Consider the following 13,016-nt stretch of genomic DNA (forward strand, 5'->3'; position numbering starts at 1 on the left):
CGGCAATGCAGGCGCCGCCGGCCTTCCGGGGGCTACGAAACGATCGCGCCGACCGCGGGTGCCGCGAGCGTCGCGGCCGGGAGCGGCATCGCACCCCCCATCGCGTCGTCGAGCTGTCCGGCCTGCGTCAACAGATGAAGCACCGCGCGCTCGAGCGCGTCGATGCCGATCGCGTCGACCGTCGCGCCGGCCCGCAGGATCATGTGCGGCACGCCGAGCGGATGCCAGCGCCGGTATTTCTCGGGGCGGTCCTCGAACAGCGCGGCGACCGGCACGCCGAGCGCCGACGCGAGATGCACGGGGGCGCTGTCGGCCGACACGATCGCGTCGAGCAGGCTCGCGGCGGCCACCAGTTCGACGACCGACGACGGCGCGACATGCCGGGCGTTGACGTCCCGCCACGCGTCGCGGTCGGCGGCGGCCTCGGCCGACACGGCGGAATCGCGGAACACGATCACGTCGGCGAACGGTGCGAGCCGCCGGCCGAGGTCGCGCCATCGCTCGGCCGGCCAGCGCCGCTCGGCCGCCTTGTTCGACACGAACAGCCCGACGCGCGGTTTCGTGCGAGGCCCGAGCAGCCGATACCACGTGTCCTGCAGCGCACGGTCCGGGTGGACGGACAGCACGAGACCGTCGAGATCGGCGCGGCCGAGTTCGGGCACGAGCCGGAATCCCGACAGCGCTTCATGGCAAATCGGCCGCGACGCGACATGGTCGGGCTTGCGGTCGTCGAATTCGGAATCGGCATCGTGCCAGCGGCAATCCTTCACGCCGAGCTGCCGCGCGAACCGGATGCTGCTGCGATGCATGCCGCCGTTCGGCACGACCACGAGGTCGAACCGCAGGCGGCGCAGCCGGCGCACGAGCCGCAGCCGGTCGAAGAACGCGCGCATCCGTCCGGGGCGGTCGTTGCGCTCGCACTGACGGCTGTACACGTAGGTATGGACCGTGTGCACGTCCGGGTTGCCGGCCAGCGCGGCCGCGTTGTAGCGGTTCGCGACCACGTGCAGCTCCTTGCCCGGCCAGCGCTGTTTCAGCGCGCCGAGAAAAGCGGTCGTGCACAGCATGTCGCCCAGAAAATCAATCCGGATCACGAGGATCCGCCCCGTCGGTTTCCCGTTGGCCATCGTTGTTGTGATGCTGTCGATTTTTTATCGTCGCGCACCAGCCGGCATCCTGGCGTTCTTTACCGTGCCGGCTTCGTCGCGTGGTCGCTCGCGGCACCGCGACGCATCGCGTGCCGCGCGGAACCGTCCCCGTCTGATTCGCGCGCGCGATGTCGCCGCCGGCCGGCGGACAGACCGCAACCGGCGCCGTATCGGCGTCGCGCGACGGATTGTATAGCGTCCGGATGACGGCCCCAAGCATCCGCCGACATGAAAACGGCCCGCCGCACCGCACGATGGCGATGCGACGGGCCGCGCAGGCAACGACCGTCCGGCGGGGACCGTCAGTAAGTGATTTCGACGATGCTGCCGTCGAACGTCGCGCGCAACTCCGCGAGCAGCGTGTCGCTCGGCTTCACGCGCCACGCGTCACCGAGACGCATTTCCCCTTGCGCGCGCGCGTTGCTGTAGTGAACCTGAACCGCGAGCCCGTTCGGCAGCGGCGCCTGCGGGCGACGCCCGCCGTCGCGCCCGCCGCCGCGCGGCGCGGGTACCTCGACCGCGGGCGCGGCCGAATCGTCCTTCGACACGTGCGGCTCGAGCACGCGGCGCAGCGCCGCCGCATCCGCATTGCCGTTCATCGTGAGCCGCACCGCCTGCGCGTAGCGGCTACGCGCGCGTTCGAGATCCATCACCGTGTCGGCCGTGAAGCGGATGCCGCCGGTGAACGCATCGTTGCGCGCCTGCCCCTGCACGATCAGCAGTTCGTCTTCCTTGAACAGCGCCTTGTTCGCCTCGAACTGCTCGTTGAAGATCGTGATCTCGCACTGGCCCGAGCCGTCGTCGAGCAGCGCGATCAGCATCTTGCCGCGCTGGGTCATCTGCGTGCGCAGCGATGCGATGATGCCCGCGACGAGCTTGTCGCGCCCTTCCTTCAGGTCGCCGACCTTCTGCCGCACGAACCGGCGCACTTCGTCGCGATACGCGTCGAACAGGTGGCCGGACAGGTAGAAGCCGAGTGCGCCCTTCTCTTCCTGCAGGCGGCGCTTGTCGTCCCACGCGGGTTCGTCGACGAGCGCATGCGCGTGCGGCGACTCGGCGCCCATGTCGAACAGCCCGGCCTGCATCGCGTTCGCTTCGGCCTGGTCGGCCGCTTCCATCGCGAGCGGCACCGACGCGATCAGCTGCGCGCGGTTCGCGTTCAGCGAATCGAACGCGCCGGCGCGGATCAGCGCCTCGACCGTGCGGCGGTTGACGACGCGCCGGTCGATCCGCTCGCAGAAGTCGAACAGGTCGGTGAACGGCTTTTCGTCGCGGGCGCGCAGGATCTCCTCGATCGCGTTCTGGCCGCTGCCCTTCACCGCGCCGAGACCGTAGCGGATCGTGCGCGAGCGCTTGCCGTCGGCTTCGGCGACCGGCTCGAACCGGTAATGCGACGCGTTGATGTCCGGCGGCAGCACGGCGAGGTTGTTCACGACGCAGTCGTCGTACAGGATCTTCACCTTGTCGGTGTCGTCCATCGCGAGCGTCATGTTGGCCGCCATGAATTCGGCCGGATGGTGCGCCTTCAGCCACGCGGTGTAATACGCGAGCAGCGCATAGGCGGCCGCGTGCGACTTGTTGAAGCCGTAGCCCGCGAACTTCTCCATCAAGTCGAAGATCTCGTCGGACTTCTCGCGCGTAAGGCCGTTCTTCGCCGCACCCTCGGCGAAGATCTCGCGGTGCTTGGCCATTTCCTCGGGCTTCTTCTTGCCCATCGCGCGACGCAGCAGGTCGGCGCCGCCGAGCGAATAGCCGCCGATGATCTGCGCCATCTGCATCACCTGCTCCTGATAGACCATGATGCCGTAGGTCTCTTTCAGGACGGGTTCGACGCGCGGATCCGGATAGTCGACCTTCTCGCGGCCGTGCTTCCGTGCGCAGAAGCTCGGGATCAGGTCCATCGGGCCCGGACGGTACAACGACACGAGCGCGATGATGTCCTCGAAGCGGTCGGGCTGCGCATCCTTCAGCATGCCCTGCATCCCGCGGCTTTCCAGCTGGAACACGGCGACCGTGTTGGCCTTCTTCAGGATCTGGAACGACGCCGGATCGTCGAGCGGCACCTGCGCGAGCGACCAGTCGGCCTTCGACGCATCGAGGCGGCGAATGTAGCGCTCGGCCCAGTCGAGGATCGTCAGCGTCGTGAGACCCAGAAAGTCGAACTTCACGAGGCCGACGGCTTCGACGTCGTCCTTGTCGTACTGGCTGACGACGCCGCCGTCGTCGCCCTGCGTGTACAGCGGGCAGAAATCGGTCAGCTTGCCGGGCGCGATCAGCACGCCGCCCGCGTGCATCCCGACGTTACGCGTCAGGCCCTCGACGCGCTGCGCGAGGTCGAGCAGCTGGTGCACTTCGTCCTCGTGGTCGTAGCGCTCCTGCAGCTGCGGCTCTTCCTTCATCGCGTCGGCGATGGTCACGTGCTTGCCCGGCTTGAACGGGATCAGCTTCGCGACGCCGTCGGTGAACATGTAGCCGAGATCGAGCACGCGGCCGATGTCGCGCACGGCCGCCTTCGCGGCCATCGTGCCGAAGGTGGCGATCTGCGACACGGCATCCGCGCCGTATTTTTCCTTCACGTACTGGATCACGCGATCGCGGCCGTGCTGGCAGAAGTCGATGTCGAAGTCGGGCATCGACACGCGTTCCGGATTCAGGAATCGCTCGAACAGCAGGTTGTAGCGCAGCGGGTCCAGATCGGTAATGCCGAGCGCGTACGCGACCAGCGAACCGGCACCCGAGCCGCGGCCCGGACCGACCGGCACGCCGTTGTTCTTCGCCCAGTTGATGAAGTCGGCCACGATCAGGAAGTAGCCCGGGAAGCCCATCTTCGTGATGGTCCCGCACTCGAATTCGAGCCGCTTGTAGTACGTGTCGCGCTGCGCGTCGCGCTCCGTCGCATCCGGATACAGCTGTTCGAGGCGCTTCTCGAGCCCCTCCTTCGACAGCTGGACGAGGTAGTCGTCGAGCGACATGCCGTCCGGCGTCGGGAACAGCGGCAGCTTCGGCTTGCCGAGTTCGAGCTTCAGGTTGCAGCGCTTCGCGATCTCGACCGTGTTCGCGACCGCCGACGGCAGGTCGGCGAACAGCGCGACCATCTCGTCCTGCGTGCGGAAGTACTGATCGGTCGTGAAGCGCTTCTGGCGCCGCGGATTCGCGAGCATGTCGCCTTCCGAGATGCACACGCGCGCTTCGTGCGCGGTGAAATCGTCGTCGGTCATGAACTGCGTCGGATGCGTCGCGACGACCGGCAGCTTCAGCGACGCGGCGAGCGTCGCGGCCTGCTGGATGTACGCCTCGGCGCCCGGCTGGCCGTAACGCTGCAGCTCGATGTAGAAGCCGCCCGGGAACACTTTCGCCCAGCGCTCGGCGTGCCGGCGCGCGGCCTCCTCGTTACCGGCCGCGAACGCGAGCCCGATATCGCCCTGCTGCGCGCCCGAAAGCGCGAGCAGCCCTTGCGACAGCTCGCCGTCGAGCCAGCTCGCGTCGAGCTCCGCGCGGCCGCGGTACTGGTTCGTGAGCCACGCCTTCGACAGCAGTTCGCACAGGTTCAGGTAGCCGGTCTTGTCCTTCACCAGCAGCAGCAGGCGCGACGGTTTGTCGCGATCGTCCGGATTGGTGATCCAGACGTCGCAGCCGGCGATCGGCTTGATGCCCTTGCCGCGGGCTTCCTGGTAGAAACGGACGAGGCCGAACGCGTTGCCGAGATCGGTGAGGGCGAGCGCGCCCTGGCCGTCTGCGGCCGCCGCCTTGACGATGTCGTCGAGACGCACGATGCCGTCGGCAATCGAGAATTCGGAGTGAACGCGAAGATGGACGAAGCGGGGATCTGACATGGGCGTTATTGTAGCCGCGTCGCCGCGCAGGCTGCCCAAAAAATCCCCGCGCCCGGCCGTTCGGCCGATGCGCGCGACGCCGGCCGAACGGCCGGGTGCCGGCAGACGTGCAGTTTGCGGGATAATACGGGTTTTCGAATCACCGCCCCGGCTTCGCACCCTTTTTTGCGGGGCCGCCGTGCGCCCGCCGCACGGCCGCGGCCGTTTTCCCGTCGGACCACCATGACCATCGTCAACCTCGCCGCCTACCACTTCGTGTCGCTCGACGCGACCGAGCAATGGCGCCCGCTCGTCACCGCCCGCTGCAACGAACTCGGCCTGCGCGGCACGATCCTGCTCGCGCCGGAAGGCATCAACCTGTTCATCGCCGGCCCGCGCGACGCGACCGACGCTTTCATCGACTACCTCCGCCACGATCCGCTGTTCGAAGGCAAGTTCGCGACGCTGCAGTTCAAGGAGAGCCTGTCCGACTCGCAGCCGTTCCGCCGGATGCTCGTGCGCCTGAAGCGCGAGATCATCACGATGAAGAAGCCCGCGATCAAGCCGGAGCTCGGCCGCGCTCCGTCGGTCGACGCGCACACGCTGAAGGCGTGGCTCGACCGCGGCCACGACGACGCCGGCCGCCCGGTCGTGATGCTCGACACGCGCAACGCGTTCGAAGTGGACGTCGGCACGTTCGACGACGCGCTCGACTACCGGATCGACAAGTTCAGCGAGTTCCCGGAAGTGATCGACGCGAACCGCGCCGATCTCGAGGGCAAGACGGTCGTGTCGTTCTGCACCGGCGGCATCCGCTGCGAGAAGGCGGCGATCCACATGAAGGAAATCGGCATCGAGAACGTGTACCAGCTCGAGGGCGGGATCCTGAAGTATTTCGAGGAAGTCGGCGGCGCGCACTATCACGGCGACTGCTTCGTGTTCGACTACCGCACCGCGCTGAACCCGCAACTGCAGCCGACCGAGAACGTCACGTGCTTCGCGTGCCGCGCGGTCGTCACGCCGGAAGCCCAGCAAGCGCCGAGCTACGTGCCCGGCAAGTCGTGCCCGGCCTGCGCGCAGGCAGCCAGCGCCGCGTAAGCGCCCGTCGCACCGCGTCCCGATGAACGGCTACCGCGGCCGCTTCGCGCCGTCGCCCACCGGCCCGCTGCATTTCGGCTCGCTGGTCGGCGCGCTCGCGAGCTGGCTCGACGCGCGCGCGCACGGTGGCGCATGGCTCGTGCGCATCGAGGACATCGACGGCCCACGCACGGTGCCCGGCGCCGCCGACGACATCCTCGCGACGCTCGCGCATTTCGGCATGACGCCCGACGAGCCGCCCGTGTGGCAAAGCACGCGCGAGGCCGACTATGCGGCCGCGCTCGAACGGCTCGTCGCCGCGGGGCTCGTCTATCCGTGCGGCTGCACGCGCAAGGAAATCGCCGATTCGCTGCGTGCCGCGCACGAGCGCCACACGACGCTCGCCTACCCGGGCACCTGCCGCACCGGCCTGCACGGCAAGCCCGCCCGCGCGTGGCGGCTGCGCGTGCCGGACGGCGACGCGGCGCTCGTCACGTTCGACGACCGCTGGCAGCACACGCAAGCGCAGAACCTCGCGACCGAGGTCGGCGATTTCGTGCTGAAGCGCGCCGACGGCCAATGGGCGTATCAGCTCGCGGTCGTGGTCGACGATGCCGACGCGGGCATCACGCACGTCGTGCGCGGCGCCGACCTGCTCGACTCGACCGCGCGCCAGATCTACCTGCAGCGCTGTCTCGGCGTGCCGACGCCGGCGTACCTGCACGTGCCCGTCGTCGTCGACGCGAACGGCGAAAAGCTCAGCAAGCAGACGGGCGCGATCGCGCTCGAGCGCGACGATCCGCTGCCGGCGCTGCGCGCCGCCGCCGCGCATCTCGGCCTGTGGGCCGACGGCGATCCGTCGATCGATACGCTCGATGCGTTCTACGCGGCCGCGACCGACGCGTGGGCGCGTCGCTTCGGGCCACGCGCCGGTTGAGGCGCTCGCGGGACACCCGTTCGTGTCGACCGTGTTCCTGCGTCCGTCAGCGGTGAGTCCGGTCGCATGCAAGCGTGATGGCAGCCTGAACGGAGCGCCCGCCGGCGACACGGCATCGGAGTAGTCCCGCAGGCTGCCCCCGCCCCACGCGACAAGTCGCCGCCCATCCCGCCCGCTCCTTCACGAATCGTCTCGCCCAATGAAAAACGGGCACATGCTCATCGCATGCACCCGTTTCCGCGGCAGCGCTCGCGCGCCGCACCGACCGCCTGAACCGCCTGCTTACGCCGACGGCTTGCGCGGCATCCCGAAGCCGCCCAGCAGCGCGGCGACCTGACGCTTCGGCCCCTTCTTCTCGGGCTGCTGCGCGGACTTCGTATCTTCCGGCTGCTTCGCCGGCGCCGACGGTTCGTACGGCTTCAGGAAGAAGTCGTCGACCGGCGCCTCGTGACGACGGTGATGGCCGCGCTCGGACCCGCCCGAACGACGCCCCGACGCGCCGCGATGCTCGTCGCGATCGCGACGGCTGCCGCGATCACCGCGCTCACTACGGTCGCCCCCGCGCTCGCCGCCACGATCGTCGTGACGATGGCGCGCCGGCTTGTCGAGCGCGAGCGTCTGCACCTCGAGCGGACGCTTGATCAGTTTTTCGATATCGGCGAGCTGCTTGCGCTCGTTCGGGCTGCACAGCGACAGCGCATCGCCCGTCGCACCCGCGCGGCCCGTGCGGCCGATCCGGTGCACGTAGTCTTCCGCGTTGAACGGCAGGTCGAAGTTGATCACGGCCGGCAGTTCGGCGATGTCGAGGCCGCGCGCGGCCACGTCGGTCGCGACCAGCGCCTCGATCTCGCCGCGCTTGAACGCGTCGAGGGCCTGCATCCGCTCGATCTGCGTCTTGTCGCCGTGGATCGCCGACGCGACCACGCCGTCGCGCTCGAGGTTGCGGGCCAGCCGGCTCGCGCCGATCTTGCTGTTGCAGAACACGATCACCTGCTTGAGCCCGCGATCGCGCAGCAGCTGCACGACGGCGGCCTGCTTGTCGCCTTCGGCGACGTCGTAGACGATCTGCGTGACGTTCGCGTTGGTCGAGTTGCTGCGCGCGACCTCGATCGTCTGCGGGTTGCGCAGGTAGGTCGACGCGAGCTTCTTGATTTCCGGCGAGAAGGTGGCCGAGAACAGCAGCGTCTGGCGTTCCTTCGGCAGCAGGTTCAGGATGCGCTGCAGGTCCGGCAGGAAGCCCATGTCGAGCATCCGGTCGGCCTCGTCGAGCACGAGCATCTGCACCTGCCCGAGGTTCGCTGTCTTTTGCTGCACGTGGTCGAGCAGGCGGCCCGGCGTCGCGATCAGGATCTCGACGCCGCGGCGCAACTCGGCCATCTGCGGGTTCATGTCGACGCCGCCGAACACGACCGCGCTGCGCAACGGCGTGTGCTTGCCGTATGCATGCACGTTCGCGGCGACCTGATCGGCGAGCTCGCGGGTCGGCGTGAGGATCAGCGCGCGCACCGGGTGGCGCGCGGGTGATGCGCTCGTGTTGGCCTGCGGCAGCAGGCGCTGGAGGATCGGCAGCGAGAAACTCGCGGTCTTGCCGGTGCCCGTTTGCGCGGCGCCCATGACGTCGCGGCCGGCGAGCACGACCGGAATGGCCTGCGCCTGGATCGGCGTCGGCGTCGTATAGCCCTGCTCCGCAATGGCTTTCAGGATATCGGCGGCAAGGCCGAATTGATCGAAGGTTGCGTCGACTGGCTTGGCGACAGAATCGGACATGGTGGCGTTTCGCTCAAAAGGCGCGGCGGGGACTTCGTGCGTCAGGCCGGCCGGGCCTGCGCTCATCACATTTCGGAAGTAGACGGAGCCGCGGCGCGCCGCGCGGCGCCGCTCTGGCGCTCGGGACCGGTTCAATTCGAACATCGGGCGCCACAGGCCGTGCGGACTCCGTTCGGCGCGAATGCCGGCGGAAAGGGCCGTATTGTAGCACTGCGCAGCAATCTGTCCGTGACAACGCCGCGAACGGCCCCGGCGGCGGCTCGCGGCGTGCGCCGGCAGGCCGGCGCGGGGCGGATGCGTCGTGCGATCGGGCTATCTCGATCGGCTGATGGTGGAAATACGGGGTCGAATCTCGGGCATCTGCCGCGGGGCATCTGCCGCGGGGCATCTGCCGCGGGGCATCTGCCGCGAGGAATCAGCCGGCGGCCAGCGAGCCCGGGCGCCGCCGGCGCCACGTTCCGGTCCGAGGTCGAACCCGGCTGCCCGCATCGATCGCGGCAACCGGCACGCCCGCGCGGCGTAGCCGATCGCGCGCCGCGTTCAACCCTTCTTCTTTTTCTTCTTCTCGACCTGCACGCAGTCGCCCAGCAGCGGTGCCGCGTTCTGGTCGGCGATCTCGTCGCGCAGCGTCCCTTCCTTGCCCTTCGTCCACCAGGTATAGCGTCCGGCCTGGTAACGCGCGCCCGACGCCGAAACGGTATCGACGAACAGCAGCTGCTGCCCGTTGACCGGCACCAGCGCGAAGCTCTGGCCGTTGCCCGCGCGCCAGTACGACACGCGTACGGGCTGCTTCTGGTTCGCGCACTGATAGAGGGTCTGCACGCGCGCATCGGCGTCGATCTCCTCGACGGTCAGTTGCGCGGCCTGCGCGACGGAAACGGCGGTGCCGGCCAGCGCGAGCGCGGCAAGGGTGTGGCGAATCATGCAGTTCCTCTCACGAGACGGGTGGAAGCGCGCCCTCGCGGGACGCGCGATTGTCGTTGGTTAGGGATCGAGGGTTCGCCCGTCAGGGATCGATGACGTCGGCGCACGCGTCGGTCGGCGCGGCCGCGACGTGGCCGACGAGCGGCACGATCTTCAGCCCGGCCGATGCGACCCGGCACGGCGCGGCCGCGAGGCCGCACCCCGCGAGACTCGCGACCAGCGCCAGCGCGGCGCCCAGCTTGCCGAGCCGTCCGATCCGCTGCCATGTCGACGTCATCGCGCTCTCCTGGTCCGGTCAGCGTGCCGACACGGGCCGCACGGCCGCCGCGGCGCGCTTCGCGCGTTCGCGGGCTTCGTCGACGGTCGCGCCGGTCGCGAGCGCGACGCCCATGCGCCGCTTCGCGAAGCTTTCCGGTTTGCCGAACAGGCGCAGGTCGGCGCCCGGCACGGCCAGCGCGTCGCGCACGCCCTCGAACGCGATACCGCGCTCGTCGAGCCCGCCGTAGATCACCGCGGACGCGGCCGGCGAGCCGAGCGCCGGATCGACCGGCAGCCCGAGAATCGCGCGCGCGTGCAGTTCGAACTCCGACTGGCGCTGCGACGCGAGCGTGACGAGGCCGGTGTCGTGCGGCCGCGGGCTCACCTCGGAGAACCAGACTTCGTCGCCGCGCACGAACAGCTCGACGCCGAACAGCCCGCGCCCGCCGAGCGCCTCGGTCACCTTGTGCGCGATCTCGCGCGACTTTTCCAGCGCGACGGCGCTCATCGGCTGCGGCTGCCACGATTCGACGTAGTCGCCCGCCACCTGCACGTGCCCGACCGGCTCGCAGAAGTAGGTGCGCGTCTCGAGCGTCGCGGGGTCGATCGCGCGCACGGTCAGCTGCGTGATCTCGTAGTCGAAATCGACGAAGCCCTCGACGATCACGCGGCCGTGGTTCACGCGGCCGCCCGCCATCGCGTAGTCCCAGGCGGGCTTCACGTCGGCCTCGGTCCGCACGACCGACTGTCCCTTGCCCGACGACGACATCACCGGCTTCACGACGCACGGCATGCCGATCTTCGCGACGGCCGCGCTGAACGCGTCGAACGAATCGGCGAACGCGTACGGCGAAGTTGCCAGCCCGAGTTCCTCGGCCGCGAGACGGCGGATGCCTTCGCGGTTCATCGTGAGCTGCGTCGCGCGTGCGGTCGGGATCACCTCGGCCAGGCCGGCCGCCTCGATCGCCGCGAGCGCATCGGTTGCGATCGCCTCGATCTCCGGCACGATCAGGTGCGGACGCTCGGCCTCGACGACCGCGCGCAGCGCGGCGGCGTCGGTCATGTCGATCACGTGCGCGCGATGCGCGACCTGGTGGCCCGGTGCGTCCGGATAGCGGTCGACCGCGACGACTTCGACGCCGAGCCGCTGCAACGCGATGATGACTTCCTTGCCGAGTTCGCCCGCGCCGAGCAGCATGACGCGCGTGGCCGAGGGTGAGAGCGGCGTACCGAGCCGCTGACCGATCTGCATGTGATTTCCCGCTGGTTCTGTTGGAGGACGAAAACGGCTTCGATGTTAACACGCACACCCGACGCACACCTCACGCGCACCCGCGCCGGTCCGGCCGGTTTCGTCGCATCGCCCCCCGCAGCGCGAGGCTCGCGGGCGGATTGCGAACGTTTTCACGCGCGAAGTGTCGGCTCGCCTCGCGCGGGGCGGGTGCGTTACTCTTACGCCTTGATCAGAATCCGATGAGGAACGAGGCTCATGTCCCACCTGTCCGCCGCCGCACGCGCACGCACCGGCCTGCTTCGCCCGCTGCGCGCGCCGCTCTGCGCGTTGACGCTTGCCACGCTTCTCGCCGCCTGCGCGATGCCGACCCACCCCGATTCCGCCGCCCCCGCACCCGACCCGTACAACCCCGCCGCCGTCCAGCTGCTCGACGACACGAGCTGGGAGCTCACGAGCTGGGTGAACGCCGACGGCACGCCGCGCACGATTCCGCACGGCGACAACGGCGAGCCGATCAAGCTCGCGCTGTCCACCGAAGCGGGCGTCCGGCGCGCCAGCGGCTTTTCGGGCTGCAACCGCTATACGGGAACCTATGCGCTGAAGAACGGCCTGCTGAGCTTCGGGCCGCTCGCCGGCACGCGCATGGCATGCACGAACACGCTCGGCGGCCAGCTCGAGCACGCGTACCTCGATGCGCTCGCGCACATCGGGAAGACCGGCGTGCAGATGCGCGAGCCGCAGCAGTTGCAGATCGTGACCGAAGCCGGCGCGACGCTGACCTTCACGCGCCGGAGCCCCTGATGCAGCGCGCGGGCGAAGGCCGATCGGCCGCCTTCGCCGCGCGCGGATCCCGGACGCATGCGTCCCGCGGCCTGGAAGCGCATCGACGCCTTCAAACTGCCTTAGAGTCCTGCTCGTCGGCCGGTTAAACTCGGCGGGTCGCGCACTGCGCTCCCCGCCCTCTTCCTGTTTCATCAAAGCATGCACACGGTTGTCTTCGGCTGGTTCGGCATCTCCGCCGTCTGGTTCCTCCTTCTCATCTGGCGTCTCGTTCAGGCGATGCTGCCCGGCGGCGGCGGACTCGCCGGCCGCGGCTCGATTCGCCTGTGGCTCGGCTTCGCGGCCGTGTTCGTCGCGAGCTGCGCGCTGACGAGCCCGCTGTCGGGCCCCGACTCGAATGCGCTCGGCCACGCGTTCTCGAACGGCTTCGCGCATGTGCTCGGCCCGATCGGCACGCCGGTCGCGATGGTCGTGCTGTTCTTCGCGGGCCTGCCGTGGCTGACCGGCATCGGCTGGCGGCAGTTCGCCGCGTGGGTCGACACGTCGTTCGGCGTCAAGCTCGCGCGCGACGTCGACGACGACGACGTGCGCGGCGTTGCCGACCTGCCGCGCAGCGCGCTGCATCGCGACGACGACATCGTGCAGCCGACCACCGCCCATACCGTCAACTCGATGGCGCCGCGGCAAAACGGCCGGTATTCGCGCCCGACGTTGTGGAAGCCCGATCCGCAGGCGCGGCCGAAGCCGCGCAGCAAGCCCGCGCCGCGTCCGCTCGCCGAGCCGGTCGCGCCGACGGGCTGGCTGAAGCCGACGTCGGCCAATCGCATGCCGCCGCCGCCCGCACCGGGCGCGACGAGCGCCATGCCGCCCCCGACGACCGGCAGCACCGCCAGCCTCGCGCGCGCCGCCGCGAACAGCCAGGTGCCGCGCCCGAGTCCGGCCCCGCTGCCGGCCGGGTTCGAGCCCGTGCGGCCGCAACCGACCGCCGCGCGACCGGCCGCAGCCGCGGGCGACCATCATCGCGTCGTGGAACGACGCGTAACGCGTGACGCCGATCGTGCCGTCCTCGCTGGAGGCGG

General features: G+C 69.5%; 9 protein-coding genes and 1 pseudogene. 4 read left to right on the forward strand and 6 right to left on the reverse strand.

The genetic code is table 11. The features are described 5' to 3' along the window. Positions 1–32: 32 nt before the first annotated feature. A complete protein-coding gene (locus DIE02_RS25000; RefSeq protein WP_124487201.1) occupies positions 33–1,127 on the reverse strand; it encodes a glycosyltransferase family 9 protein in 1,095 nt (364 codons plus the stop codon). 323 nt (positions 1,128–1,450) lie between these two features. Next, entirely contained in the window at positions 1,451–4,981 is a 3,531-nt protein-coding gene (gene dnaE, locus DIE02_RS25005; protein ID WP_124487200.1) for a DNA polymerase III subunit alpha, read from the reverse strand. A gap of 222 nt (positions 4,982–5,203) precedes the next feature. Here dnaE and DIE02_RS25010 point away from each other — a divergent pair, with 222 nt between their 5' ends. Together DIE02_RS25010 and gluQRS are read left to right on the forward strand one after the other, a co-directional pair. Then, complete coding sequence (locus tag DIE02_RS25010) at positions 5,204–6,058, forward strand: sulfurtransferase (protein WP_044844723.1); 855 nt, start codon at positions 5,204–5,206, stop codon at positions 6,056–6,058. A 22-nt stretch (positions 6,059–6,080) separates the two neighbouring features. Continuing rightward, entirely contained in the window at positions 6,081–6,974 is an 894-nt protein-coding gene (gluQRS, locus tag DIE02_RS25015; RefSeq protein WP_124487199.1) for a tRNA glutamyl-Q(34) synthetase GluQRS, read from the forward strand. Positions 6,975–7,256: 282 nt separating this feature from the next. Here the strand turns inward: gluQRS and DIE02_RS25020 are convergent, their stop codons facing one another. From DIE02_RS25020 to purT, 4 genes are all read right to left on the reverse strand, one after another. Then, positions 7,257–8,807, reverse strand: a complete 1,551-nt coding sequence (locus DIE02_RS25020) for a DEAD/DEAH box helicase (RefSeq protein WP_124487198.1) — start codon at positions 8,805–8,807, stop codon at positions 7,257–7,259. Between the two features lie 474 nt (positions 8,808–9,281). Next, positions 9,282–9,665 carry an MliC family protein gene (locus DIE02_RS25030; protein WP_124487197.1) on the reverse strand — a complete coding sequence of 128 codons (384 nt, stop codon included), beginning with the start codon at positions 9,663–9,665 and terminating at the stop codon, positions 9,282–9,284. 82 nt (positions 9,666–9,747) lie between these two features. Further along, positions 9,748–9,942 carry a DUF6726 family protein gene (locus DIE02_RS25035; RefSeq protein WP_124487196.1) on the reverse strand — a complete coding sequence of 65 codons (195 nt, stop codon included), beginning with the start codon at positions 9,940–9,942 and terminating at the stop codon, positions 9,748–9,750. A gap of 18 nt (positions 9,943–9,960) precedes the next feature. Beyond that, on the reverse strand, positions 9,961–11,175 hold the full coding sequence (gene purT / locus DIE02_RS25040; RefSeq protein WP_044844728.1) for a formate-dependent phosphoribosylglycinamide formyltransferase: 1,215 nt from the start codon (positions 11,173–11,175) through the stop codon (positions 9,961–9,963). 237 nt (positions 11,176–11,412) lie between these two features. On the opposite strand from purT, the gene DIE02_RS25045 reads away from it, so the two are divergent. Both DIE02_RS25045 and DIE02_RS25050 read left to right on the forward strand, forming a co-directional pair. Beyond that, entirely contained in the window at positions 11,413–11,958 is a 546-nt protein-coding gene (locus DIE02_RS25045) for an META domain-containing protein (protein WP_124487195.1), read from the forward strand. 180 nt (positions 11,959–12,138) lie between these two features. Beyond that, positions 12,139–13,016, forward strand: a pseudogene (locus DIE02_RS25050) (DNA translocase FtsK); the annotation flags it as partial.

Origin of the sequence: Burkholderia sp. Bp8991 (assembly GCF_003853795.1) — a bacterium.
Taxonomy (GTDB): Bacteria; Pseudomonadota; Gammaproteobacteria; order Burkholderiales; family Burkholderiaceae; genus Burkholderia.

What these genes read in the sequence shown, in the direction of transcription:
- DIE02_RS25000 (WP_124487201.1), bottom strand. Translation starts at nt 1,127, where the DNA reads ATGGCCAACGGGAAACCGACGGGGCGGATCCTCGTGATCCGGATTGAT.
- dnaE (WP_124487200.1), bottom strand. Translation starts at nt 4,981, where the DNA reads ATGTCAGATCCCCGCTTCGTCCATCTTCGCGTTCACTCCGAATTCTCG.
- DIE02_RS25010 (WP_044844723.1), top strand. Translation starts at nt 5,204, where the DNA reads ATGACCATCGTCAACCTCGCCGCCTACCACTTCGTGTCGCTCGACGCG.
- gluQRS (WP_124487199.1), top strand. Translation starts at nt 6,081, where the DNA reads ATGAACGGCTACCGCGGCCGCTTCGCGCCGTCGCCCACCGGCCCGCTG.
- DIE02_RS25020 (WP_124487198.1), bottom strand. Translation starts at nt 8,807, where the DNA reads ATGAGCGCAGGCCCGGCCGGCCTGACGCACGAAGTCCCCGCCGCGCCT.
- DIE02_RS25030 (WP_124487197.1), bottom strand. Translation starts at nt 9,665, where the DNA reads ATGATTCGCCACACCCTTGCCGCGCTCGCGCTGGCCGGCACCGCCGTT.
- DIE02_RS25035 (WP_124487196.1), bottom strand. Translation starts at nt 9,942, where the DNA reads ATGACGTCGACATGGCAGCGGATCGGACGGCTCGGCAAGCTGGGCGCC.
- purT (WP_044844728.1), bottom strand. Translation starts at nt 11,175, where the DNA reads ATGCAGATCGGTCAGCGGCTCGGTACGCCGCTCTCACCCTCGGCCACG.
- DIE02_RS25045 (WP_124487195.1), top strand. Translation starts at nt 11,413, where the DNA reads ATGTCCCACCTGTCCGCCGCCGCACGCGCACGCACCGGCCTGCTTCGC.